Annotated in this window: 21 protein-coding genes and 1 tRNA gene; 14 read left to right on the top strand and 8 right to left on the bottom strand. The window is 66.4% G+C overall.

The window, feature by feature from the left end:
• Positions 1-96 precede the first annotated feature (96 nt).
• The 6 genes from galD to DYQ94_RS12510 form a co-directional block, all read right to left on the bottom strand.
• Positions 97-1,767: a GH35 family beta-galactosidase GalD gene (gene galD, locus DYQ94_RS12535; protein WP_126965846.1), complete on the bottom strand. Its 1,671-nt coding sequence runs from the start codon at positions 1,765-1,767 to the stop codon at positions 97-99.
• 83 nt (positions 1,768-1,850) lie between these two features.
• Positions 1,851-3,767, bottom strand: a complete 1,917-nt coding sequence (locus DYQ94_RS12530) for a sialate O-acetylesterase (RefSeq protein WP_184429152.1) — start codon at positions 3,765-3,767, stop codon at positions 1,851-1,853.
• A gap of 106 nt (positions 3,768-3,873) precedes the next feature.
• Positions 3,874-6,135: a beta propeller repeat protein gene (locus DYQ94_RS12525; RefSeq protein ID WP_126965839.1), complete on the bottom strand. Its 2,262-nt coding sequence runs from the start codon at positions 6,133-6,135 to the stop codon at positions 3,874-3,876.
• Positions 6,136-6,245: 110 nt separating this feature from the next.
• On the bottom strand, positions 6,246-8,969 hold the full coding sequence (locus tag DYQ94_RS12520; RefSeq protein ID WP_046342376.1) for a TonB-dependent receptor: 2,724 nt from the start codon (positions 8,967-8,969) through the stop codon (positions 6,246-6,248).
• Positions 8,970-9,307: 338 nt separating this feature from the next.
• The gene (locus DYQ94_RS12515; protein WP_126965837.1) at positions 9,308-12,238 is read right to left on the bottom strand and encodes a TonB-dependent receptor; all 2,931 of its coding nucleotides are present in this window, start codon (positions 12,236-12,238) and stop codon (positions 9,308-9,310) included.
• A 258-nt stretch (positions 12,239-12,496) separates the two neighbouring features.
• The gene (locus DYQ94_RS12510; protein WP_024939782.1) at positions 12,497-13,468 is read right to left on the bottom strand and encodes a LysR family transcriptional regulator; all 972 of its coding nucleotides are present in this window, start codon (positions 13,466-13,468) and stop codon (positions 12,497-12,499) included.
• Positions 13,469-13,841: 373 nt separating this feature from the next.
• Between DYQ94_RS12510 and DYQ94_RS12505 the strand changes: the two genes are divergently transcribed.
• The 5 genes from DYQ94_RS12505 (at position 13,842) to fdxA (ending at position 17,840) form a co-directional block, all read left to right on the top strand.
• The gene (locus tag DYQ94_RS12505; RefSeq protein ID WP_039520823.1) at positions 13,842-14,474 is read left to right on the top strand and encodes a 2-dehydro-3-deoxy-6-phosphogalactonate aldolase; all 633 of its coding nucleotides are present in this window, start codon (positions 13,842-13,844) and stop codon (positions 14,472-14,474) included.
• Complete coding sequence (gene dgoD / locus DYQ94_RS12500) at positions 14,471-15,619, top strand: galactonate dehydratase (protein WP_102252485.1); 1,149 nt, start codon at positions 14,471-14,473, stop codon at positions 15,617-15,619. Before DYQ94_RS12505 ends, dgoD begins: the two co-directional genes overlap by 4 nt.
• Positions 15,613-16,524: an SMP-30/gluconolactonase/LRE family protein gene (locus tag DYQ94_RS12495; protein WP_104600621.1), complete on the top strand. Its 912-nt coding sequence runs from the start codon at positions 15,613-15,615 to the stop codon at positions 16,522-16,524. The genes dgoD and DYQ94_RS12495 overlap by 7 nt, the downstream gene beginning before the upstream one ends.
• Positions 16,521-17,399, top strand: coding sequence for a 2-dehydro-3-deoxygalactonokinase (locus DYQ94_RS12490; RefSeq protein WP_104570437.1), 879 nt, complete (start codon positions 16,521-16,523; stop codon positions 17,397-17,399). Before DYQ94_RS12495 ends, DYQ94_RS12490 begins: the two co-directional genes overlap by 4 nt.
• 117 nt (positions 17,400-17,516) lie before the next feature.
• Entirely contained in the window at positions 17,517-17,840 is a 324-nt protein-coding gene (gene fdxA / locus DYQ94_RS12485; RefSeq protein ID WP_006453280.1) for a ferredoxin FdxA, read from the top strand.
• Between the two features lie 118 nt (positions 17,841-17,958).
• Here fdxA and DYQ94_RS12480 read toward each other — a convergent pair whose 3' ends face one another.
• Positions 17,959-18,477, bottom strand: a complete 519-nt coding sequence (locus DYQ94_RS12480; protein WP_024939787.1) for a hypothetical protein — start codon at positions 18,475-18,477, stop codon at positions 17,959-17,961.
• A 16-nt stretch (positions 18,478-18,493) separates the two neighbouring features.
• Positions 18,494-19,402: a 4-hydroxy-tetrahydrodipicolinate synthase gene (gene dapA, locus DYQ94_RS12475; RefSeq protein ID WP_126965836.1), complete on the bottom strand. Its 909-nt coding sequence runs from the start codon at positions 19,400-19,402 to the stop codon at positions 18,494-18,496.
• Positions 19,403-19,494: 92 nt separating this feature from the next.
• On the opposite strand from dapA, the gene DYQ94_RS12470 reads away from it, so the two are divergent.
• From DYQ94_RS12470 to DYQ94_RS12430, 9 genes are all read left to right on the top strand, one after another.
• Positions 19,495-20,121 carry a glycine cleavage system transcriptional repressor gene (locus DYQ94_RS12470; protein ID WP_002813792.1) on the top strand — a complete coding sequence of 209 codons (627 nt, stop codon included), beginning with the start codon at positions 19,495-19,497 and terminating at the stop codon, positions 20,119-20,121.
• A 13-nt stretch (positions 20,122-20,134) separates the two neighbouring features.
• Positions 20,135-20,485 carry a ribonuclease E inhibitor RraB gene (locus DYQ94_RS12465; protein ID WP_039515997.1) on the top strand — a complete coding sequence of 117 codons (351 nt, stop codon included), beginning with the start codon at positions 20,135-20,137 and terminating at the stop codon, positions 20,483-20,485.
• 37 nt (positions 20,486-20,522) lie between these two features.
• Positions 20,523-21,005, top strand: coding sequence for a peroxiredoxin (locus DYQ94_RS12460; RefSeq protein ID WP_102581140.1), 483 nt, complete (start codon positions 20,523-20,525; stop codon positions 21,003-21,005).
• A gap of 82 nt (positions 21,006-21,087) precedes the next feature.
• Positions 21,088-22,485, top strand: a complete 1,398-nt coding sequence (locus tag DYQ94_RS12455; RefSeq protein ID WP_016904785.1) for a PhoH family protein — start codon at positions 21,088-21,090, stop codon at positions 22,483-22,485.
• A complete protein-coding gene (locus DYQ94_RS12450; protein WP_126965835.1) occupies positions 22,485-22,967 on the top strand; it encodes a hypothetical protein in 483 nt (160 codons plus the stop codon). Before DYQ94_RS12455 ends, DYQ94_RS12450 begins: the two co-directional genes overlap by 1 nt.
• A 6-nt stretch (positions 22,968-22,973) precedes the next feature.
• Positions 22,974-23,645, top strand: coding sequence for a YoaK family protein (locus DYQ94_RS12445; RefSeq protein ID WP_046342370.1), 672 nt, complete (start codon positions 22,974-22,976; stop codon positions 23,643-23,645).
• Between the two features lie 37 nt (positions 23,646-23,682).
• A complete protein-coding gene (thiD, locus tag DYQ94_RS12440; protein WP_160955168.1) occupies positions 23,683-24,492 on the top strand; it encodes a bifunctional hydroxymethylpyrimidine kinase/phosphomethylpyrimidine kinase in 810 nt (269 codons plus the stop codon).
• Positions 24,489-25,370 carry an alpha/beta hydrolase family protein gene (locus DYQ94_RS12435; protein WP_126965833.1) on the top strand — a complete coding sequence of 294 codons (882 nt, stop codon included), beginning with the start codon at positions 24,489-24,491 and terminating at the stop codon, positions 25,368-25,370. Before thiD ends, DYQ94_RS12435 begins: the two co-directional genes overlap by 4 nt.
• Positions 25,371-25,410: 40 nt before the next feature.
• Positions 25,411-25,487 (top strand) — tRNA-Arg (locus DYQ94_RS12430).

Genomic DNA, 25,487 nt, shown 5'->3' with positions numbered 1-25,487 from the left:
TGCCGCGGGGGCGGCAACGCATGGGTTCATTGCGTTCGACCTGGAAGCCGGCGTGCTGCGCAGCGATCTGGCTGCGCAGCAAGTGGCCGTGCAGGTTTACTTGTAAGTGGCCAGCTTGATCTTCAGCAGCTGCGGTGCGCTGGAAAAGTTGACGCCGTAATCGGTCTGGTCGCCGTTCCAGTTGCGCTCGAACTTCCAGTCGCTGCCGTCGTACACGCCTTCCTCGACGCGGTCGTAGAGCATGTTGGCGGTCGCCTCGCTGGCCGGATGCAGGGTCACGCGCACGTGGTAGCCGGTGACCAGGAATTCGTCAGGGCCGAGCTCGGCAATCAAGGCCGCGCCGATCGGCTCGGGGTTGCCCGGCGGCTCGCCCTTGAACCAGAACTGCGGCACGCCGTAGGTGATGGTGGCGCCCCAACGCTCGTTGAGCTGCAGCTCCTGCACCGCCTGGCCGGGTTCTTCGGCAGTGCCGTGCAGCTTGCCTTCGGACGCGGCCTTGGCGAACGGGCGCATGCCGCGCTTGACCAGCTCGAACCCCAGCGCGAACGGGGCCAGGGTTTCCGCGTTGACGTGCTTGGCGCCCAGCGGATAGTTGGAATAACGCGTGTAGTCCATGCCGAACGCCGACCAGCCGATGCCGTCGTGGCCCAGCGCGGGGAACAGATAGCGCGCGTATTCCGGGCGGTTGCCGGTTTCGGCGACGAACAGCGCATTGTCCGGGCGGGCGTAGCGCTCCAGTACCGTGGTGTAGGTACGGTACTCGGGCATGTAGATGTCCGGCGCCAGCAGGTCGATATGCGGGCCGGCGGCCTTCCACACATCCAGCACGTTGTCGGTGGGGCCGCCGCTGGCGTACTGGCCGGGCTGGCCGGGATTGAACGGGCCACGCAGTGCGGCGTTGACGTACATCGGCAGCGGGTATTCGGCCTTGCCGGCTTCGGCCACCTGGTCGATGTAGCGACCGATCGACCAGGCATGGAAGATCTCGTCCGCATCGGCACCGAACACCTGTGCCCAGCTGCCCGGCTGCTTGTTCAAGCGCTTGAGCAGCTCTTCCGGCACCGGGCCGTCGAACAGCTGCTGCGCCATCGGCGAGAAGTCGCGCACGCTGCCGTAGGTGCCCGGCTCGTTCTCGGGCTGGATCATGATCACGGTGTGCTGCGGATCGACCTGCTTGAGGTGCTGCATGAAGGCGACGAAGGCCTTGCGGTCGGCATCCAGGGTGGCCTGCGCATGCGGCGACAACGAGCCGATCGCCTTGCCCTCGCGCGTCACCACGCGCGGGAAGCGCTGGTTGTCGGTCTTGACCCAATGCGGCGCATACGCCGGGCCGTTGTTCTTCCAGGTCGCAAACCACAGCAGCACCAGCCGCACCTTGTGCTCGCGTGCCTGCGTGAGCAGCGTATCGACGAAGGAGAAATCGAACTTGCCTTCTTCCGGCTCGACCTGCTCCCAGGCGATCGGCACCTGCACGGTATTGGGGCCCAGCACCTGCATCGCCGGCCACACCTTGTCCATCACGCCGGGATAGTTGCTGGAGTTGTTGACCTGCGCGCCCAGGATCAGGAACGGCGCACCATCGACCATCAATGCGTGTTTGCCGTCCTTGCTGACGAACTGCGGCATCGGTGTCTGCGCAGCCGGCGCCGCTGCCGTGGCAGGCGCGGTCGCTGCGCTACCGGCAGTCGGTGCCACTGCGGCCGGTTTGGCTTTCTCTTCCTGCTCGCCGGATTGGCACGCTGCCAGGGCCAGCGTTAGCGCGGACAGCAGCAGCGGACGCAGGCAACGGCGTGCAGGGGAAGAAGTGATTAGACGTGCAACGGGGGAATGCATGGACATAGGACTCCGTGTCACCAGGTATCGGTGCGGAAGGGGGAAACGGGAAGCTGTTCGCGATTGACCAGGTTGGCGTCGTCCGGGTTTTCGCTCCAGCCGTAGCGCACCGCGACCGGTGCAGCCACCGCGTCGCTGCGCACGATCACGCGATCGCCCTCGATGCGCGCGGTGGCCGGATGGAAGTGTTTGTCGGCACCGGCGACGCGGAAACCCTGCACTTCGCCACCATTACGCACCTGCAACGCACTGCCTTGCAGATCGAAACTCAGCATTGCCTGACCATCGACAAAGCGCGCCTGCTTGAACACCGGCGCGCTGTACACCAGCGTTTGGCCGTACGCCACATGACGTGCAGCAAGCGCAAGGCGATGGCCGACATCGCGCTTGTTGGTGGGATGGATATCGGTGGGGTTGCCGATATCGATGATCACCGCCTGCCCGGTCGCCGGCAGCGCCAGCGTCTTGGACTGCGACTCGCGCAACAGTGCCCACGGACTCAGCTCGCCCTTGTCGCCGCCGGCCTTGAAGTTGGCCAGCTGCACCCACAGGAACGGCAGCGTTTTCGCGCCGCGTTCGGCGCGCCATTGCTGGATCATCGCGGCGAACTGTTCACGGTACTTCAGGGCGCCGGTGTCGCTGGCATTGGTTTCGCCCTGGTACCAGATCACGCCCTTGACCGGAAACGGCTGCAGCGGATGGATCATCTGGTTGTACAGCAGCGTGGGCAGCTGATTCTTGTTGTCGACCAGCGACACGCGCACGTCGGCGGGGCGGAACTTCCAGCCGCCCAACGCGCGTTTGGCACCGGCGCTGGTCTGCACGAAGCGCTGCTCGTCCGGGCCATGCATGCCGCCACCGCCGCTGAGATCTTCCACCCGCACCGCGATGTGGTTGACCCCTGCATGCAAGACCGAGGCCGGCACGGTGTAGACGCGCGGCAGGTTCCACTGCTTTTCGGTCGTGCCGACCTGCTGGCCATTGACGTAGGTGATGTCCGAGTCGTCGATCTGTCCCACGCCCAACCTGATGCCGGCCTTGGCTTCGGCAGCGCTCAGGGTGACCGTGGTGCGATACCAGGCGATTCCGTCCATGCCGTCATAGCCGCTGGATTCCCACTGCTGGGTGGTCGGAATGCTGTCCCAGTCGCTGTCGTCGAATGTCGCTTCGCGCCACTGCGGCATCTCGCCATCCACCTTGGGCCAGCGCGCGATGCGCTTGCCGGTGGCCGCCTGCGCAGCGGCATCGCGCTGCTTGATCGCCTCGATCGCGCCCTGGTTCTGCCCGGCATCCAGGCCCAGCGAGGTCGCATCCATCCACGCCTCGATCGCGCTGCCGCCCCAGGTGCTGTTGACGATGCCGATCGGTACGCCGGTGCTGGCGCGCAGCTCCTTGGCGAAGAAATAACCGACTGCGGTGAACTCGCCGGCGTTGTCCGGTGTGGCGGGCTTCCAGTCGCCGCCGGTCAGGCGCGCTTCCGGCTGCAGCGACCACGACTTGGGCACCTTGAAGTGCCGCAACTGCGGGTCGTTGGCCGCCGCCACCGCCTGCGGGCCATCGCTGGCCTGCGCCAGCGGCCACTCCATGTTCGATTGACCGCTGGCCAGCCACACATCGCCGACCAGCACATCGCGCACCTGCAACTCGCCGCCGTCGCCCTGCACGCTCAGCACATAGGGGCCGCCGGCCTTGTGTGCGGGCAGGCTGACCTTCCACTGACCCTTGGCATCGGCCTTGGCGGTGGCCCGCTTGCCGTCGAAGCCGACCGTGATGGCGGCATGGGGCGTGGCCCAGCCCCACACCGGCATCGCCTGGTCGCGCTGCAGCACCGCGCCATCGGCAAACAACAACGGCAGGCTCGGTTGCGCCAACGCAGCAGGGCTGGCCAGGACCAGGCCCAATAGGCAGCCACGACGGATGAGGGAAGCGGTCATGCAGTGATCTCCAGGGTCGGCGCGGCCACTCGGCGCGCAGCGATGCGACGGCGCATGCCGCCGTACACGGTAAGACAGCGCGATGACGCGCGCAGGGACGCAGCGCTCATCGTGGATCGCCGTAGAAGATGCCACGCCCACCGGTGGCGAAGTACACGCGCCCGGGGAGGCGCGGATCGCCGGTGACGCTGTAGGGCTTGCCGAACCGGTGCGCGTCGTCGTTGATGCGCAACCAGTGCGCGCCTTCATCGTCGGAGCGGAACACGCCGTCCACTCCATCCACGCGGCCGGCCAGATACAGCGCCGGCGGTGCGCCATCGCGCAGTGCCTTGCCAATGCCCAGCGAACGCGCCTCGTCCGGCCTGGACAAGGTCTGCAAACGCCCGTCCTGCCAGCGCATCACGCCCAGCGCGGGGCTGGCCAGATACACCACCCCTGCCCGCCACGGATCCGGGCGCAGCTGCGGGCGCGCCCGTTCGTCGCGCGCCGGATTGCCGGCCTGGGCACCGGTGTCGCGAAAGTTCACTGCACCATCGCGGCTCTCGTACAAGCGCCCGCTGGCGGTATCCACTGCATACCAGCGCCGCGCATCGACGCGATCGGCCACCGCCACCGCGGTCTCGGGCAGCCCCTGCACCCGCTGCCAGTGCTTGCCGAAATCGGCGGTGCGCCAGTTGCCGCCTTTCTCGGGCGCCCACACCACATGGGATGCATCGGCGGCGATGGCGATGTTGCCGGCGCCCTGCCCGGCTGGCGGCTCGCTGGCGAACGCCGTCCACTGCGTACCGCCATCGCGCGAATACAGCGCACGGATCTCGTTGTTGCGGCGATCGCGCACGGTGCCGCTGCGCACCACCCATTGTGCGGCCTGCCCGGCGGCATCGATGCTCTCGCCATTGGTCAGGCGCGGGCCGGCGTACTGCAGCTGCGCACGCTCCAGATCGTCATGCCGGAAGCCGTCGATATCGCCCAGCGCACTGAGCAGGTGCGCGCCCTGCATCGGGCTGAGCAGATCCAGCGGCACGGTCTCTTCCAGCCCACGATCCTGGAACCACCACTGCAACGGCCGCTGCTGCCTGGCGAAATCCTGCAGGTTGCGCGAAGCCCAGATGCCGTAGCCGGTGACGAACAGCGCGTGGTTGCTGTCGAACGGATCGATCGCCAGCGCGCCCATCCAGTGCGGCGTGGCCTGCGCGGTCCACGGCGCTGCGCTGTGATCGAACTGCGCGCCCGCCAGCAACGGAGTCCAGCTGCGCCCGCCGTCGACGCTGCGGAACAGCTCATCGCGCGGGCTACGACGGCGGAAGGTGCTGGCCAGCAGCACCTGCGGCTGTTGCGGATCCACCGCCACCGCGCCCCAGCCGAAACCATCGCCGCTGGCCGGCTGCGCGATCGGGCTGATCTCGCTCCAGCGCCCCTGCGCCGGGGTGTATTTCCACAGCGCGCCGCCGGCCATCAGGTCCGGCCCGGGCTGGTCGCCGTAGCTCAGATACCACTGCCCATCGCTGCCGCCGGCCATATGACTGGGACGCAGGCCCTTGGGCTGCCCGGCCACCGCCGACCAGCTGCGACCGGCGTCGTCGGAGACATACAGACTGGTCTGCGCGGTGGACACGCCGACATAGATGCGCGGGGTCGGACGGCCGGCACGGCCGCTGGCGGCATCGAAGACGACAAAGGCGATGCCCACCGCCTGCTCGCGTCCGACATGATTGCGCGCCGTCGCGCCCGCCATTGCCTCGGCGGGAAATGCATCCACCCGCGCCCAGTGCGCGCCGCGATCGTCGCTGCGCCACAGGCCTGCATCGCGTGAGCCCAGCAACAGCACACGGCCATCGTGCGGGTCCACCGCCAGCCGTTCGCCATTGGCACGGCCCAATTGATTGCCGCCGAGTTTGAACGGCAACTCGGCACGCTCGAAACTGCGGCCGCGATCAAACGAACGCAGCACCGCAGCATTGCCGGCGCGCTCGTGCATATAGGTGCCCGCAGCCAGATACAGCGCCTGCGGGTCGGCAGGATCGACCGCGAACGCATCGATCCCCATCAGGTTCCAGTCGTCGGCACCCAGCCAGTCGGTCAAAGCCACCCACTGCTGCGCGCGCGCATCCCAGCGGTACGCACCACCGACATCGGTACGTGCATACGCAAGGTCGCGCTCGGCGGGATGAAACAGCACACCGGTGACGAATCCGCCACCGCCGATGGCGACGCTGCGCCATTGGTAAGGCCCCTGCACCGCCGGGTCGGCGGCCTGCAGCGGCAGGATCGAAAGCGACAACAGCACCAGCAGTGCCAGCCATACACGGACCAGCCACATCGCTGCGGTAACGCGGCGCACAGTAGGCGGATCGATCACAGCGATCATTCCTCCGGCTCCTCTTGCGATCGACGGCCTGCCGTCGATAGGAAAAACACCGGCCCGACGGGCTGCCTGCACAGCTCGCCGGACCGGAGACGCACTTCCTACGGCGCGTTCTACAGGCTGGCCCGCAATGTCAGGCCATACCGACGATCGTTGATCACGAAGTCACGGTAGCGCGACTCGGTGCCCAGATAGCTTTCGCGGCGGGTATCGAGCAGATTCACGCCATCGAGCGAAATCGACCACACATCATTGATATTGAAACGCAGCGAGGCATCCAGCTGGCCGAAGCCCTTGTTGTAGACAGGCAGGTTGCCGGTGCCGTTGCCCGCGGTGGTCACCAGCCAGTCGCTGCGCCAGTTGTAGGCCACACGGCCCTGGAAGCGCGAGGTTTCGTAGCTGAGGATCGCGTTGTAGCTGTTCTTGGACAGGCCTTCCAGCGGCACGGTCAGCGCCTGGCCGTTGGTGTCGGTGGCGGTGGGGCTCGGCGCCTCGCTGTCGACATAGGTGTAGTTGGTCTGCAGGCCGAAGCCGCTCAGCCAGCCCGGCAGGAAGTCGAAGAACTGCGTATAGCCCAGTTCCGCACCGCGGATCTTGCCGGCATCGCCGTTGACCGGACGGGTGATCTGCCAGACCTGGCCGTCGTAGACCTCGTTGAAGACGGCATTGGCGATGAAGCCTTCGACCTTCTTGTAGAACAAGGTGCCGTACATCATCGAGCCCTGGCCGAAGTACCACTCCAGCGCGGTGTCGAACTGGTCGGCCTTGACCGCTTCCAGACTCGGGTTACCCGCGGTACCGGTGAAGGTCGAGGCACCATTGGAGGTGCCGGTGCTCAGGCTCAGGTTCGGGTTGAGCCGGTCGAAGGTGGGACGGGAGATGCCGCGCGAGGCCGCAAAACGCCACTGCAGCTGATCGCTCAGCATCCAGCGCAGGTTCAAGCTGGGCAGCACGTCGGTATAGGTCTGCTGCGCATCCACCGGGATCAGTCCGCCGCCTTCGCTGTCGGTTCCGGTGCGCACGCCCTGCGAGCCCACCTCGGTGCGCACCACGCGCACGCCGATGTTGCCGTCGAACGGAATCGAGTCGCTGTCCACGCCGAAGCGCAGCACGCCATAGGCCGCGTAGGTCTTCTCGTTCTGCGTATTGATGTTGTTGGGCGCAAATTCCAGCGGGCTGGCGCCGAAGGTAGCCAGGGTCTGCTCGTAGTTGGCCACTGCCGAGTCGGCAGCCGTCAGCGTGCGGCCGAAGGTGCTGCTCTCACCGCGGAAAAAGTCGGTGATCGGGTTGGTCACCAGACCGATGGTCGGGTACTGCGAGAACGGCGTGCCCGAGCAATCGTTGATGCACATGAAACGGTAGATATTGCCCTTGGTCTCGGCATCGCGGTCGGTGTAACGCACACCGGCCTTGAAGCTGCGCACGAAGTCGCTGTCGAAGGCCAGGTCCATGTCGGCGCGCCAGGCGAACTCGGTGCCCTTGTTGTCGTCCTTGTTGTCCAGGTGCCAGCGCCAGCCGTCGTAGTTGTTGGCATCGGCCAGATAGCCTTCCGCGCCGCTGGCATCGGTCACCGACAGGCGCGGCAGATCGCCACGGAAGTCGACGTTGAACTGCGGGCTGGTGTCCTGCCCGGTGGCGACGATGTAGCGCGTGCCCTTGGTGGTGGCATCGACGTACTGGAAGTCGGTGCTCAGGGTCAGCTTCTCGTTGACCGTCCACTTGGCGCCCAGCGAGTAATCGGTGGTCACCGAATGCCGCTCGGTCAGACTGGTGTTGGATTCGGTCGGCACGTTCTGGAACGAGCCATTGACGAACTCGTTGCGGTCGTTGACCTGGATGCCCGGCAAGCCCTGCATCGGGTTGGCGCCGGTCAGGGCGAAGAACGAATAGTCGTGCCAGCTGAAGTCGTAATCCGAACGCAGCACCTGCGTGTAGACCTCGACCGAATCGTTCGGACGCCACTGCATTGCGAACGCACCGGTCTTGCGCTCGCGCTCACCGATGGTGGTGTTGATGCCGGCGCCGTGCGGCACCGACACGCCCTGGCCTTCATAGCCCGGCAGATCGGTCTGCGTGTACCACGGCTCGATCGAGATGGTGTCCTGGCGGAACGGGCTCTTCTGCTGCGAGTAATTCACCAGCAGGCCGATCTCGCCGATGCCGGTCTGCCAGCGATCGCTGAACAGGCCCGAGAACGCCGGCTTGCCGTCGTCGGCCAGGTCGTAATAGTTGTACTGGACGCTGCCGGCGATCTTGCGGCCGTCGTAGTCGAACGGCAGGCGCGTGCGCAGGTCGACGGTGCCGCCCAGGCCACCTTCGATCATGTCGGCCGAGGGATTCTTGTACACGTTGACGCCGCCGAGCAGTTCGGCCGACACGTCCTCGAAGCTCAGGCCACGGCCATCGTTGGCGGTGAAGATGTCACGGCCATTGAGTTCGGTGCGCACCTGGGTCAGGCCGCGGATGGCGATCGAGCTGCCTTCGCCGTAGTTGCGCGAGATCTGGATACCGGAGATGCGCTGCAGCGCCTCGGCGACGTTGTTGTCGGGCAGCTTGCCGATGTCTTCGGCAACGATGGAATCGACGATCTGCTCGGCATTCTGCTTGACCAGCTGCGCCTTGGTGACGCTGCTGCGCGTGCCGGTGACCTGCACGGTGTCGAGCTGCTGGGTGGTGGCGTCCTGAGCCGGGGTGGCTGTGGTGGTCGCGTCCTGCGCGTAGGCCTGCGTGCTCAACAGCGTGGCCACACTGAGGGCCATCACGGAGCGGCGGAAATCACGGATCGAACGCTGACCCACAGTCCGGCCTGCCGGAATGTGGCGATGTTGCACTGACATGGTGCTCCCTCCCAGGACGCATGTACTTCTAATTTTTAGCGGGCCGGTGCGCGAACGCCCTGCCCGTCGTTGGTGCTGGCCCGCATCCGCCCACGACCGGAAGGCCGGGCGGTGCGATGCGTGGTAATCCTGACAAGGCTTACCTAGCGGCTGCGGCCGGAGCATAGGGCGGCGCTGTCGTGCCACACCAATGAAATATTCCTGGAAAGCTATTCGTAAAAACTATAGCAACGCCAACAAACCCGCCGGGTATGGCATTGCGGATCCGGACGGCCGGAGCGGCCAAAGCGGGCTCAAGTCTGCGAGCCCGCGCACGGCAGTTCCGTGATGGCCCGCGCTTACCAGTTCATGCGCAGCACCAGCGAATAGCGCCGGTCGTTGACGAACGAGGAGCGCGTATACAGACGCGGATCCACCTCGCCGCCTTCGTACGAGGTCGGCCCCATCAGCACCTTGGTCACCGTGTTGGTCAGGTTGTTGGCCTGCACGCCCAGTTGCAGGTGCTCGTTGAAGCGGTAGAAGAACGAGCCGTCGAGCTGGCCGTAGTCGTCGGCCCAGGTCGGCAGACGGGTGGACGCATCGCTGGTGGTCAGCAGGTAGCGCGAGCGCCAGTTGTAGGCCAGACGCAACGACAACGGGCCCTTCTCGTAGATACCAGCCAGGTTGTAGCTGCGCCGCGACAGGCCTTCCAGCGGTAGCTCCACACCGGTGACGGTGGTATTGGTGTACGGGTCGGTGGCGGTGTTGGCGCCGCCCTGGCTGTCGACGAAGGTGAAGTTGGCATTGACGCCGAACCCGCTCAGCCAGCCCGGCAGCTGATCGAAGAACTGGGTATAGCCCAGCTCCGCGCCGCGGATGGTGCCCTCGTCCATGTTGTACGGGCGTGTCACCAGCCAGGGGCGGTTGTCGTAGATCTCGCTGCGGGTCTGGGTGGAGAAGTAATCCTTGACCTTCTTGTAGAACAGCGTGGCGTACAGCATGTCGCTGGTGTCGAAATACCACTCCAGCGCGGTGTCGAACTGGTTGGCCACCATCGGCTTGAGGTTCGGGTTGCCGGCGGTGCCGACAAAATCGGTCGCCTGGCCGGCGTCGTTGGTTTCCACGTTGAGCAACACATACGGCTGCAGCTGGGTGTAGTCCGGGCGCGCCATCGCCTTGGAGGCGGCAAAGCGCCACTGCAGGCTGTCGGTGAAGCGCAGCCGCAGGTTCAGGCTGGGCAGCACGTTGGTATAGCTGCCCTGGGAGTTGTTCTCGAAGTACTGCCCGGTATAGCGCGCCTGCAGTTCCGGTGAGACATTGAGACCGGCCAGGTTCTGGAACTGGCCAAAGCCTTCGGCCTGGGTCTTGGTCTGCACCACGCGGATGCCGATGTTGCCGTCCACCGGCACGCCCCAGGCCTCGTCATTGCCGAAGTACAGCGCCGCGTAGGCGGCCTGGGTGCGTTCGTGCTGGCGGTTGGTGTCCTGCGGCTGATAGGTGTCCGGCGCCCAGCCGTAGCCGCGCAGCGCCACGATCTGCTGGATCATCTGCGAGGCGGAGCGGTAGTTGTTGACCAGGCTGCTGTTGGGCACCACCAGCGTGGTCGGCACGTTCACCCCGCCGCGGAAGAAGTCGGAGAAGGTGAACAACGACGACTGGTCGGTCATGAACTCGGACATATTCGCCAGGCCGTTGCTGGTGCCCGGAATGGCGGCCCAGTTGTCGGAGATCACGCCCCAGTTGTAGCCGGAATTCTTGTTGATCTGGTTGCGGTCGGTGGCGCGCATGCCGAAGCGCGCAAAGCGCAACCAGCTGCTGTCATCGAAGGTGTATTCCAGATCCACACGCGTGGACAGCTGCCGCCCGCGGTTCTTGCCCAGGTGATCCATCGCCGCCGCCCAGAAGTAGTTGGACGGGTCCTGGGTAAAGCCCGGATTGGCGATCTGCACGCTGGGATATTTGCCCGACACGTCGTACGACAGGCCCGGCAGATAGGTCGCACTGAACACGGTGAAATCCAGCTGCTCGTTCTCCGACTCCACCAACTGCATATCGCCCTTGATCTGCAGGTTGTCGTTGAAGAAATGGCTGAAGCCCACCGACATGTCGGTGGTGGTGGTGCGCTGTTCGGAATAGCGGTTATCGGTATTGAAGCGCACACCATCGCCGGTGAGCACCCCGCGCCACGAGCTGGATACCGGCGAGCCGCGCAGGAAGGCGCCGCGATCGTCGTAGTCGAAGGTGGTGCCCGGTGCCGGCGTGATGCTGTTGTTGCTGTCGTTGAAGAACGCGGCGCGCTCCTGCCAGTTCATCTCGTAGCGCGAGCGCAGGAACTGCGCATAGATCTCGGTGGCGTCGCTGGGCTTCCACTGGAACGCCGCCGCGATCCCGTCGCGCTTGCGCTCGAAATCCAGCTGACGCCAGTTCACCCCGCCCGGCACGAACACTTCGCTGCGCCCGCTTCCGGCCAGCACGGCCTCATCGGTCCGCCGCACGTACGGCTCCACCTGGATGCCGTCCGAGCGCGTGGCCAGCTCCGAATGCGCGACATCGATCATGAAGCCCATTTCGCCGATGCCGGTGTTCCAGCGGTCGCTGAACAGGAACGAGGCCGACGGCTTGTACTTCTTGCTCATGTCGCCGTAGTTGTAATCGACATTACCGCCGACGATCCGGCCCGGATTGTCGAACGGCATGCGCGTACGCAGATTGACCGTGCCGCCCAGCCCGCCTTCGATGATTTCCGCCGAGGGGTTCTTGTAGACGTCCACACCGGCCATCAACTCGGCCGGCACGTCTTCGAAGCTCAGCCCGCGGCCGCTGGCGGCGCTGAAGATGTCGCGCCCATTGAGTTCGCCGCGCACCTGGGTCAGGCCGCGGATCATCACGCCGCTGCCTTCGGCGGAGAAATGGTCCGGATCGCTGCGTGCGGCGAAGTGATCGATGGTCACGCCGCTGACGCGCTGCAGGGTTTCGGTGACGCTGCGGTCGGGCAAGGCGCCGATGTCTTCGGCACTGACCGAATCCACGATCTGGCTGGCATCGCGCTTGATCACCTGCGACTTGATCAGGCTGGCGCGCACGCCGCGCACTTCCACCGTGTCCAGATCCACCGCGCTGGTGCCGCCATTGGCGCTGGAGGCGGCCTGCGACGACTGCGCCTGTTGCGCATAGACGGGGGCGGCGAGCAGCAACCCGATGCTGACGGCCATGGCCGAATGACACAAACGCGGGGTACGACGTGCGTGCACGCCCGTCCCTGCCGAGGCATGGCTTGAAAACTTGTACATCTGAATCCCTCCCAGGACGCAAGACGACTGAAGACTGGTTGTCGCGGCGCCGCGACGCGGCCCGCGTGATCACGGCGGAGCCGGCACGGACGCCTGCCCCTCCCTCTATCTGACGGTTTGCCCGCCGATCACCTGCCCGACTTCACGTGCGCTTCAGCGTGCGATCTGGCTCACAGATATAGGCGCGTGGTCTAGCGCCAGCCAATGAAAAATTCACAGCCTGGTATTCCGTGCCGGAATACAAATGGAAGAGCCCGCTTAACCAGTGGATTCCGGCCCGCGCAGACCGGGGTACAAACGCCGCGCGGTGGTGCGCAGCGCCTGCAGAATGCGCTCGGCCCCGGGCGGCAGGATGTAATCGCGCCGCCGGATGATGCCGAACGACTCCATGCGGACGCCCAGCTCGATCGGCAGCACGGTCAGCAGCTTGGCCTGGATCAGCGGCGCCACCGACTCCACCGGCAAGGCGGTCAGCATGTCGGTGCCACGCAACAGCGTGGAGGTCACCGGCAGCGACGAGGTCTCGATCGCATTGGTCGGCGTCTGCACGCCGTGCTCCATGAACATCGAATCCAGCCGCGCGCGCAGCACGCTGTCGGCCGGCGGCAGGATCCAGCCATGCCGCACCAGATCCGCATGCTGCAGGCCGGTCCGACTGGCCAGCGGGTGGCCGGCACGCGCGATCACCGAATGCGGCTCGTCGGCCAGCGGCTCGAACTCCAGCTCGCCCACGCCTTCGGGCCCCAGGATGCGGCCGATCACGATGTCCAGCTGGCCATCCAGCAACTTGGCCACCAGCGGGCGGCTGTAATCCATTTCCACCCGCACCAGGATGTCGGGGAACTCGCGCTTGACCTCGGCGATCGCCTGCGGCACCAGGTTGGTGCCCGGATTGACCACCGTACCGATCGAGGCCTGGCCCATCCTCCCGGCGCGCAGCGCGGCGATCTCCTCCTGCGCCCGGCCGATCTCCGACATCGCCGCACGCGCACGCCGGATCAGCACATGGCCGTACCAGGTGGGCTCCACCCCGCGGGCATGCCGCTCGAACAGTTTCACCCCCAGCATGTCTTCCATTTCCGCCAGCAGCTTGGAGGCGGCCGGTTGGGTCATGCTGGCGGCCTCGGCCGCGCGCAGCACCGAGCGTTGTTCGTGCAGATGCAGCAGCAGCAGGAGCTGGCGCGTCTTGAGGCGGGCAGCGTTGAACCAGGGAGTGCCGGAATTTGCCATGGGGTATCGCCACGCAGCTGTATTCGTAGGAGGAATAGAATATGCCGAAAATTTCATTTGCAGCACATATCTCCCCGCGCGAGGCTATCGAACGCCGCAGCAGGAGCCCCTACCTCCCGGGCGCGGCCAGAACAGACGTGACCCATCTTCCACGAGATGGCAACACGCACGCCATGATTGCGGAGGTGGACGACGATGACGGCAACTTGCCGGCCAATTGCAGGCCGTTGGAGTGCGCACGCAAGTGCCGCAGCCAACTCGTCGCGGCTGCCTGCCGCCCTCCGCGCGCTGCTAGGCAGCGCTGCAACTTCCCCCGACGCTGGCGCCCATCCGGACGCCGACGGCCGCTTTCCGCTCTATCGCGAGTAACACGATGACCTCAGACACCACCGCCAGCCTGTTCGCCCTGCCGCTGATCGCCATCCTGCGTGGCATCACGCCGGAAGAAACGCTCGACCATGTCGGTGCACTGATCGACGCCGGCTTCGACGCGATCGAGATCCCGCTCAATTCGCCGCGCTGGGCCGAGAGCATCGCCCTGGCCCAGCAGACCTACGGCGAGCGCGCCTGGATCGGCGCCGGCACCGTGCTGCGCAACGACGATGTCGACACCCTGGCCGAGATCGGTGCGCGCTTCATCGTCACCCCGAATACGCGCCCGTCGCTGATCCGCCATGCGGTGTCGCGCGGGCTCACCGTGGTGGCCGGTTTCGCCACCGCCAGCGAGGCGTTCGACGCCATCGATGCCGGCGCCACGATCCTGAAGCTGTTCCCCGCAGCCACCTATGGCGCCGCGCATGTGCGCGCGCTGCGCTCGGTGCTGCCCAAGCACATTCCGGTCTACGTGGTCGGCGGCGTCAGCCCGCAGACCCTGGCCGGCTTCCTTGCCCAGGGCGCCGCCGGCGCCGGCATCGGTGGCGAACTGTACAAACCCGCGCAATCGCTCGAAACGACCCAGACGCATGCACGCGCCTTCGTGCAGGCCTACCAGGAACTGCAAGGATGAAGATCACCCGCCTCACCACCTACCACGCCGCACCGCGCTGGCTGTTCCTCAAGGTCGAAACCGACGAGGGCATCACCGGCTGGGGAGAGCCGGTCATCGAAGGCCGCGCGCGCTCGGTGGAAGCCGCCGTGCACGAACTGGCCGGCTACGTCGTCGGCAAGGATCCGGCGCGCATCAACGATCTGTGGCAGACCATGTACCGCGCCGGTTTCTACCGTGGCGGCGCCATCCTGATGAGCGCCATCGCCGGTATCGACCAGGCCTTGTGGGACATCAAGGGCAAGGCCCTGGGCGTGCCGGTGTACGAGCTGCTGGGCGGGCTGGTGCGCGACCGCATGAAGACCTATCGCTGGGTCGGCGGCGACCGCCCGGGCGCAATCATCCAGCAGATCACCGACTACCGTGCATTGGGCTTTGACACCTTCAAGTTCAACGGCACCGAGGAGATGAAGCTGATCGACAGCGCGCGCGCGGTCGATGCGGCGGTGGTCAAGGTCGCCGAGATCCGCGAGACCTTCGGCAACAGCATCGACTTCGGCATCGACTTCCACGGCCGCGTCGGCGCGCCGATGGCCAAGGCGCTGCTGCGCGAGCTGGAGCCGTTCAAGCCGCTGTTCGTCGAGGAACCGGTGCTGGCCGAGCAGGCCGAGTACTACCCGCGCTTGGCCGCGAGCACCTCGATTCCGCTGGCGGCCGGCGAGCGCATGTTCTCGCGCTTCGAATTCAAGAACGTGCTGTGCGCCGGCGGTATCGGCATGGTGCAGCCGGACCTGTCGCATGCCGGCGGCATCACCGAGTGCGTCAAGATCGCCGCGATGGCCGAAGCCTACGATGTCGGCTTCGCCCCGCACTGCCCGCTCGGGCCGATCGCGCTGGCCGCCTGCCTGCACGTGGACTTCGTTTCGCACAACGCGGTGCTGCAGGAACAGAGCATCGGCATCCACTACAACGAAGGCGCCGACCTGCTCGATTACGTCATCAATAAAGACGATTTTCAGTGTGTCGATGGCAGTATCGCCGCGCTGCCCAAACCCGGGCTCGGTGTGGAGATCGACGAAGACATGCTCAAGCGCGCAAACGAAAATCCGCCGGACTGGCGCAACCCGGTCTGGCGTCACAGCGATGGCAGCATCGCCGAATGGTGAGCACGCCCGAACACACCGCCGTGCTGGCGGTCGACAGCCGCTGCACGCATGGCGAAGGCGTGCTGTGGTGCGAGCAACGTGAAGCGCTGTACTGGGTGGACATCAGCGAGAAGCGGCTGTGGCGGCATCATCCGCACAGCGCACGCACGCAGTACTGGACGCTGCCGGACCGCCCCGGTTGCCTCGGCCTGATGGACGACGGCCGTCTGCTGATCGCGCTGGCCAAGTCGGTCTGCATCGCCGACCCGGACAACGCCGACGCCGACACGCTGCCGCTCGAGCACCTGGCCGATATCGAAGCCGACAACCCGCACACGCGCAGCAACGACGGCCGCGCCGACCGCAACGGCAACCTCGTGTTCGGCACCATGGACGAGCACGACCACAAGGCCGCACGCGGCGCGATGTACCAGTTTTCGCTGCGCCACGGCCTGCGTGCATTGCCGCTGCCGGGCGTGTCGATCCCCAACTCGATCTGCTTCAGCCCCGACGGCCGCACGCTGTATTACTGCGACTCGCTGCGCCCGCAGATCCTGTGCTGCGATTACGACGCCGACACTGCGCAGACCAGCAACGTGCGCGTGTTCACCACGCTGGATCGCGACGATGCCGAGCCGGACGGCTCCATCATCGACAGCGAAGGCCATCTGTGGAATGCGCAATGGCGCGCCTGGCGCGTGGTGCGTTACCGCCCCGACGGCAGCATCGAGCGCATCGTGCAGTTGCCGGTCAAGCACCCCACCTGCAGCGCCCTCGGCGGCGCCGCGCTGGACCGCCTGCACGTGATCAGCTCGCGCCTGGACCACAGCGCCGAAGAACTGGCGCGCACGCCGGAAGCCGGCGGTCTGTACGTCTGCGACGTGCCGATCAAGGGCCTGCCCGAGAGCCGGGTGGCCAGCGCATGATCGCCATCGACTGGGGCACCAGCAGCCTGCGCGGCTACCTGCTCGCTGCCGACGGCACGGTGCTGGAGCAACGCCGCGGCAGCGACGGCATCCTGGCCTGCCAGGGCCGCTTCGCCGAGGTGCTGAGCACGCTGATCGACGGCTGGGACGGCCCGCTGCTGCTGTCGGGCATGATCGGCAGCCGCAATGGTTGGGTCGAGCAGGCCTATCTGCCCTGCCCGGCCGATACCGCCGCCCTGGCGCAGGCGATGCGCAGCTACGCCGACCTGCTGCCCGGACGCACGCTGTGGTTCGTCCCCGGCGTAAGTACCGGCGAGCAGCACGGCGTGCCCGATGTCATGCGTGGCGAGGAAACCCAGCTGGTTGGCCTGATCGCCGCACTCGGCGATGGCGAACACGTCGCCTGCCTGCCCGGCACCCACAGCAAATGGGCGCAGATCGCGCACGGCCAGCTGACCGGTTTCGCCACCGTCATGACCGGCGAGCTGTATGCGGTGCTGCGCCAGCACAGCATCCTGGGCAAGTTGATGCAGGACGACCCTGCGGACCTGGACACCGATGCCTTCGCGCAAGGCGTCGACCGCAGCGCCGCGCCCGGTGGCCTCAGCCACCACCTGTTCGGCGCCCGCACGCTGGGCCTGTTCGACCGCCTCACCGCCACCGCGCTGCCGTCCTACCTCTCGGGCCTGCTGATCGGCCACGAACTGCGCGAGCAGCGCGGCACTCACGCCACCGTGCACCTGGTCGGCAGCCCCGGCCTGGCGCAGCGCTACGCGCTGGCGCTGGCGCAGTTGGGCGTGCGGACGCAGCTGCATCGGGAAGATCTGGCTGCCACGGGATTGTTCGCACTGGCCAGGCAGCGCGGGCTGGCCTGACCGGAGACGGTCAGAACCGCGCCGAGCGGCCAGGGCTGGAGGCCGACAAATCCCGGCCAACCCCACACCGGCCACCGGACTGCTTTAGAATTGACAGGCTAAACGCCGGATTCCGCCATGCCTTTTGTTGTCACCGAAAACTGCATCAAGTGCAAATACACCGACTGTGTCGAGGTCTGTCCGGTGGATTGCTTCCATGTCGGCCCGAATTTCCTGGTCATCGACCCGGATGAGTGCATCGACTGCACGCTGTGCGAGCCGGAATGCCCGGCCAATGCGATCTACCCGGAAGACGACGTCCCGGCAGGCCAGGAAGGCTTCGTCGCGCTCAACGCCGAGCTGGCCAAGGCCTGGCCGGTGCTGACCGTGCGCCAGGAACCGCTGCCCGATGCCGCCGAGTGGGACGGCAAGCCGAACAAGCTGCCACTGCTGCAACGCTGAAACGGCGCCTGGCAGCATCCAGCCGGCGACAACGCAGCGATAAAGCGATACCACGCACCAGAACGCAAAACGGGCGCCCGAAGCGCCCGTTCTGCTGTCTGCAGTTGCTGCAGCGGCCTCAGCCGCCCAGCTTGCCCTTCAACGCCGTGATGACCGCCACCGGCGCTGCCGCAGTGGCCGGCATGCCGCGCGGATCCACCGCCGACACATAGCTGCCGGCTTCGACCTTCACCACGCGCACCAGGAAGCTGGAGCCTTCGTAGCTGACGTCGTAGGAACCGAGCATCTGCGCCTTGCTGGCGATGGTCAGGCCGGGAATGTCGGCCAGCGCCGCGCCAACCTTGGCGAACACCTCGTCGCGCTCGCCCGGCACGGTGAAACCGCTGTTGGCGCTGGCGGACGGTGGCGCCGAAGTGTTCTGCTGCGCGCTCGATGCCAGCGTCGGCACCTTCATCGCACCGGAGGTGTCGGGCAGGTTCAGATCCGGCGGCACTTCCAGCGGACGGGCTTCCGGGGCCAGCGCGTAGTCACCGCGTGCGCCCTTGTGGAACCAGCTGCAACCGCTCGTGGCGGCGACGGTGGCGGTCGCCAGCAACGCGAGCGAGAGCACGCGGACGGGGGAAACGGAATGACGCATCGATAAATCTCCTGGGTCAGGCCGCGAGCATTTCGCGGCTGGAAAGCGCTTCCAACGCAACAGCGTCGGCGGCAAGGCGGTCGGCGGCAGGCTGGTGCGCCGCAGAAAGGGGCAGTAACGGCAGGCGCAGGCCGTGCCCGATCCCGGCGCGCTGCAGCAGCGCCTTGACCGGGATGGGATTGGATTCGATCCCGCAGAAACTGTGGTACTCGCTCAGGCGTGCGTCCCACGTGGTGGCCGCCTCGCGCTGACCATCGCGGGCCAGATCGCACAGCCGCCGGTACGCCGACGGCAACGCGTTGGACGCCACCGAAATCAGCCCGTCGGCACCGGACAGCATCGCCTGCGCGGCGCTGCCATCGTCACCGCTGAGCACGACGAAGGACTCGCTGCGCAGCGCCACCAGCGCGGCGACGCGCTCCGGCTCGCTGCGCGCTTCCTTGATACCGACGATATTCGGATGGCCGACCAGTGCGGCAACCGTCTCCGGCAACAGATCGCATCCGGTGCGGCCGGGCACGTTGTACAGCACCACCGGCAGCCCGCCGTTGTCGGCAACCGCCTGGAAATGTGCCTGCAGCCCGGCCTGGGTCGGACGCACGTACGGCGGCGTCACCACCAGCGCGTACTGCGCACCCAGCGCCGCAGCGCGGCGCGTCTGCGCGATGGTCTTGGCGGTGCCCGACAGGCCGGTACCGGCCAGCACCGGCACACGGCCGGCCACCTGCGCGACGGCGGCACGCAACAAGGTGTCGTACTCCTCGTCGCTCAATGCCGCGGCCTCGCCGGTGGAACCGGCGACGACGATTCCCTGCACGCCGCCGTGCAGTTGCTGTTCCAGCAACCGCCGCCAGGCATCCAGTTCGAGTGCGCCGTCCGGACCGAAAGGGGTCGCCAGCGCGGTGATGATGCCGGAAAGGGACAAGATTCTGCTGCTCTTACGTGACAGGAAAGGCCCGCGCGCACGCGGGTTGTGGCCGCCTGCATGTTACTTGCGGCGCGAAACCACGGGCAAGTATGCTGGTCACCGCCAGGGCGCCTGCCCGGGCGGCCATTCAGCCTGATGCAATGCCGGAAGCCCCTTTGACCGACTCGACTCCCCGGCCTTCGCCGACCGAAAACCACCTCCTGATCAACGCCTATACGACGCATCCGGAGTCCCCCCTGTTGCCCGTCACCCGCCGCATCGCCGACAGCGGCTGCAATCTCGTGGACGCCCGCCTGGCCACGGTGGGGCGCGATGTCTCGGTCACCGCCCTGGCCACCGGCTCCTGGGATTCGGTCGCCAAGCTCGAAGCGATGCTGACCCGGCTCGAGCGCGAGGAAGGCCTGAAGCTGGTGTGGTACCGCACCGGCCCCAAGCAGACCCAGTCCAACCTGCTGCCCTACATCGTCGAAGTCATCGCCGCCGACAAGCCGGGCATCCTGTTCCAGCTGGCCGATTTTTTCGACCGCCAGGGCATCACCATCGAGAACCTGCAGAGCACGCGCTACCGCGCCATGCAGACCGGCGCGGAGATGTTCTCGGCGCAGGTGACCATCGGCGTGCCGGCCAACATGCACATCGCCGCGTTGCGCGATGATTTCCTGGAATTCTGTGATCACCTCAATCTCGACGCGATCATGGACCCGATGAAGTTCTGAGGCAGACGTTCCGATGGCCATTGCCCTTTCCGCCCTAAAACAGATGTTCGAGCACATCCGCTCCGAGACCGACTGGAATCTCGACGGGCCGTTGCGCTGGGAATATTTCTTCGCCGACCCGGCGCAGCAACCGCTGCAACACCTCGCCGAGCAACTGACCCGGGACGGCTATCGGGTCATCGACATCTTCCTGGGCGAACGCGACGAAGACGATGGCGACGACGAAGAGTCGTACTTCCTGCACGTGGACAAGCTGGAACAGCACACCATCGAGTCGCTGAATCAGCGCAATGCGCAGTTCGATGCGCTTGCCAAACGTTTCCATGTGGCTGCTTATGATGGGATGGACGTCGGCCCGGCTTGACCGCGCCGTACGCCCCTCCACTTAGGGCTGAGCAACGATGACCGACGCTGTATTCGAACTACCTGCTGCAAGCTTCGACCTGCCACTGTCGCTGTCCGGCGGCACCAACACCACGCTGCGCGGCTACGCCGGCAAATGGGTGGTGCTGTACTTCTACCCGAAGGACAGCACGCCCGGCTGCACCACCGAAGGCCTGGATTTCAACGCGCTGCTGCCGCAGTTCACCCAGGCCGGCGCGGTCGTGCTGGGCGTTTCGCGCGACTCGGTGAAGTCGCACGACAATTTCTGCGCCAAGCAGGGATTTACCTTCCCGCTGGTCAGCGATGGCGACGAGGCCCTGTGCCGCGCCTTCGACGTGATCAAGGAAAAGAACATGTACGGCAAGCAGGTGCTCGGCATCGAGCGCAGCACCTTCCTGCTGTCGCCCGAAGGGGTGGTGGTGCAGGCCTGGCGCAAGGTCAAGGTCCCCGGCCACGCCGATGCCGTGCTGGCCGCGTTGAAGGCGCACGCCAGACAGTGACGCCCCCTGGTTTCCCGTGTCCTCCATCACCCTGCCCTGCAGGCGTGATGGCTCGCCCCTGCTCCATCACTTGGAAGACCCAATGACCCGAGGCAAGCGCATCTACGTGCTGGACACCAACGTGCTGATGCACGATCCCACCGCGCTGTTCAAATTCGAGGAACACGATGTGTTCCTGCCGATGCAGGTGATCGAGGAACTCGACAACGCCAAGAAGGGCACGTCCGAAGTCAGCCGCAATGCGCGCCAGGTCAGCCGCTTCCTGGACGAACTGCTGGAGAACACGAATGCCGAGCAGATCCAGGCCGGCATCCTGCTCAGCCATCCGCAGGGTATCCAGCTCAAGGGCCAGGCGGCGATCGGCCGGCTGTATTTCCAGATCCATCCGATCGACCCGGGCCGCACCTTCGGCGCGATGATCCCGGACAACAAGATCCTGGCCTCGGTGCTGGCGCTGTGCGAAGAGCATCCGGACGTGCCGGTCATTCTGGTGTCCAAGGACATCAACCTGCGCATCAAGGCCTATATCAGCGGCCTGAACGCGGAGGACTACCAGAACGATCGCGCGCTGGACGATTTCAGCCTGCTGTTCACCGGCGCCATCGAGCTGCCGGACAACTTCTGGGAAAAGCACAATCAGGACCTGCGCAGCTGGAACGAGCGTGGCCGCACCCATTACGAGATCGTGCTGGCCGAGGACGAAGACTGGTATCCGAACCAGTACCTGTACCTGCCGGGCGAGGACGAAGTGGAGCTGCGCGTGGCCAAGGTCGGCGGCGGCAAGGCCACGCTGTGCCTGGTCGACGATTTCCGCAGCGGCCAACATGCGGTCTGGGGCATCGTGGCGCGCAACCGCGAGCAGAACTTCGCGCTCAATGCCTTGATGGACCCGGAAATCGACTTCGTCACCCTGCTCGGCACCGCCGGTACCGGCAAGACCCTGCTCGCCCTGGCCGCCGGCCTGGCGCAGACGATGGATCAGCAGCGTTACCGCGAAATCATCATGACCCGCGCCACCGTCAGCGTCGGCGAAGACATCGGCTTCCTGCCCGGCACCGAGGAAGAAAAGATGACGCCGTGGATGGGCGCACTGACCGACAACCTGGAAGTGCTCACCCACAACCAGGACGGCGGCGCCTGGGGGCGTGCGGCCACCAACGACCTGCTCGCCAGCCGCATCAAGATCCGCTCGATGAACTTCATGCGCGGGCGCACCTTCCTGTCGCGCTACCTGATCCTGGACGAGGCGCAGAACCTCACGCCCAAGCAGATGAAGACGCTGATCACCCGTGCCGGCCCCGGCACCAAGATCGTGTGCCTGGGCAACGTCGAACAGATCGACACGCCCTACCTCACCGAAACCACCTCCGGCCTGACCTATGCGGTGGATCGCTTCAAGGCCTGGCCGCACAGCGCGCATATCACACTGCGGCGCGGCGAGCGTTCGCGCCTGGCCGACTTCGCTTCGGAGGTGCTGTGATGCACAGGCTGCGCGGCGCGGCGGCACTCGCCGTGATGGCACTGGCCGGCTGCGCGACCACGCCGCCGCCAGCGAGCGTGCCGACCAACCTCAAGAACGGGCAGTCCTGGGTCATAACCCGCCAGGGCATCGCCGAGCAGGTGCTGGACACCTGCTCGCGCGACAGCCCGGCGCGGCATCCGGGCCAGATCACCGGCTACTGGACACCGAGCCAGCAGCAGATCGAACAGCTCGAATCCCGGCAGGACTCATTGACGCCGACCATCCCCGAGCCGCGCGATTTCGATCGCCAGTACGTGGGCGTGGTGGTCCAGGGCCAGCAGCTGATCTACATCAACGCCTTCAAACTCCCGAACGATCCGCCGGTGAAACCGGCCAAGGAAGCGATCCGGGTGTGCGATGGCGGTAGCGCCTTCTGGGGTGCGTTGTACGATCCGCAAACCGGCGCGTTCTCGCAGATCGCCGTCAACGGTACGCCCTGACCCGCGATGGGCCTGCTGCTGCCGCGCTGGGTCTGGATCGGCGCGGTAGCGTTATCGGGCGTGGCCGGCATGGTCAACGTGGTCGGCTACCTGGGCTCCGAGCATCAGGTGGTCAGCCACCTCACCGGCACCACCAGCCTGCTCGGCGTGGCCCTGGTGCAGAACAGCGCACCGGAGATCGGCTTTCTCTGGGGCATCCTGATCGCGTTCTGCGCAGGCGCCATGCTCAGCGGCCTGATCATCCAGGACGATGTCTTGCGGCTGGGACAGCGCTACGGTGCGGCACTGCTGCTCGAAGCGTTGCTGCTGCTGGCCGCAATCCCACTGTTCAAGCTGCACCATGTCGGCGGCGCGTTGGTCGCCGCAGGCGCCTGCGGCCTGCAGAACGCCATGGCCACCACCCTCAGCGGCGCCGCGGTCCGCACCACCCATCTGAGCGGCATGTTCACCGACCTGGGCATCGGCCTGGGGCATCTGCTGCGCGGGCGCCCGCTGCAGGTGCGCCGGCTCACGCTGAGCGGGCTGATCATCGGCGGCTTTCTCGGCGGCAGCATGCTCGGCACCTGGCTATTCCAGCGCTGGCACTACGACGCGCTCTACCTGCCGGCGGGCCTGACCGGAGTGACCGGTGCCGGCTACGTTGGCTACCTGCAGTGGCGTCGCTGGCGCACGCGCTGATCCGCACATCCGCCAGACAGCAGTGCAGAATCCACCCATGACCACGTCCAGCACGCTGTCCGCCCTGACCATCGCCGGCTCCGATTCCGGCGGTGGTGCCGGCATCCAGGCCGACCTCAAGACCTTTGCCGCGCACCGCGTGCACGGCTTGTCGGCGATCGCCGCATTGACCGCGCAGAACACCCGCGCCGTCACTGCCGTGCATATCCCCCCGGTCGCGTTTCTGCGGGCGCAGGTCGATGCCTGCTTTGAGGACTTCGAAATTCAGGCAGTCAAACTCGGCATGCTCGCCAACGCCGAGGTCATCCATTGCGTGGCCGATCTGCTCGAAACCCATCGCCCACCGTTCGTGGTGCTCGACCCGGTGATGGTGTCCACCAGTGGCGCCCGCCTGCTCGAAGACGCCGCGCTGGAGGCCCTGCGCGCGCGTCTACTGCCGCTGGCCACGCTGATCACACCGAATACGCCCGAAGCCGAGCTGCTGACCGGCCGCCGTATCGACGATGCCGATGGCGCCGAGCACGCCACCGCCGCCCTGCTCGAACTCGGCGCCAATGCGGTGCTGCTCAAAGGCGGTCACCTGCACGAAGGCACGCGGGTGATCGACCGCTTCGATGACGGTGTCACCCAGGACGTGTTCATGCATCCGCGCCTGCAGGTCGATGCGCATGGCACCGGTTGCAGCCTGTCGGCGGCCATTGCCGCGCAGCTGTGCCAAGGCCTTTCCCTGCTCAACGCCTGCGAAGCGGCCATCGACTATATCGCGCGCGCCATCCGCCTTGGCCACAGCCCCGGTCACAGCGAGGTGCTGGTGCTGGACCATTTCGGCGCCGCGCCTAGCCCATGAGCGTGCAGGCCAGCACGCTCGCCGTGACCGCAGCGGATGGACATGCCTGGCAGGTGCTGCGCCACGCACCGGCGCGGCCGATCGCCAGCCTGCTGTGGCTGCCGGCACTGGGCGTTGCCGCCCGGCACTACCAGCCGTTCGCGCACGCCTTGGCGAGCGCCGGCATTGCGGTCTATCTGCACGAGTGGCGCGGCAACGGCAGCAGCACCCTGCGCCCCTCGCGCGAGCACGACTGGGGCTATCGCACGCTGCTTGCCGACGATATCCCCGCCAGCCGCGCGCTGCTCGACCTGCATGACCCGCAACTGCCGTGCGTGCTGGGCGGTCATAGCCTGGGCGGCCAACTGGCTTGCTGCCATGCCGCGTTGCAGCCGGTACGGATTGCGCAGCTGTGGCTGGTCGCCAGCGGCTCGCCGTACTGGCGCAATTTTCCGGTGCCGATGCGCTACGGCCTGCCGCTGATCTTCCGGCTGCTGCCATGGCTGGCACGCACGCAAGGCGTGCTGCACGGGCGAACGCTCGGTTTCGGCGGCACCGAGGCGCGCAGCCTGATCGCCGATTGGGCGCAGGTCGGTCGCAGCAATCGCTATCGTGCGGCAGGCACGTCGTGGGATCTCGAGCAGGCGTTGGGCCAACTCGACATGCCGATCAGCGCAGTGACCTTCGCACGCGACCGCTTCGGCCCGCCCGGCGCCTTGCAGGCCTTGCTGCAGAAAATGCCGCAGGCACGTGCCGAACGTGTCGCCTTGGACGATGCGCAACTGGGCGCGCGCAGCGATCACTTCGCATGGATGAAGACGCCCGCCGCCGTGGCCGCCGCGCTGCGCCGGCGTCTTGGCGATGGGGGTAGCGACAATCGAATGTCACAAGGGGATTGACGAGGACTCCGGGCATCCGCATAATTCCGCTCCTGACGACGCGCCCGTAGCTCAGTTGGATAGAGTACCTGGCTACGAACCAGGCGGTCGGGAGTTCGAATCTCTCCGGGCGCACCA

This window comes from Xanthomonas sp. LMG 8993 (assembly GCF_009835065.2).
In the GTDB taxonomy this organism is placed as follows: Bacteria; Pseudomonadota; Gammaproteobacteria; order Xanthomonadales; family Xanthomonadaceae; genus Xanthomonas; species Xanthomonas arboricola.
The sequence above is the reverse complement of the archived record's forward strand: the minus strand, read 5'-3'. Positions and strand labels throughout refer to the sequence as shown.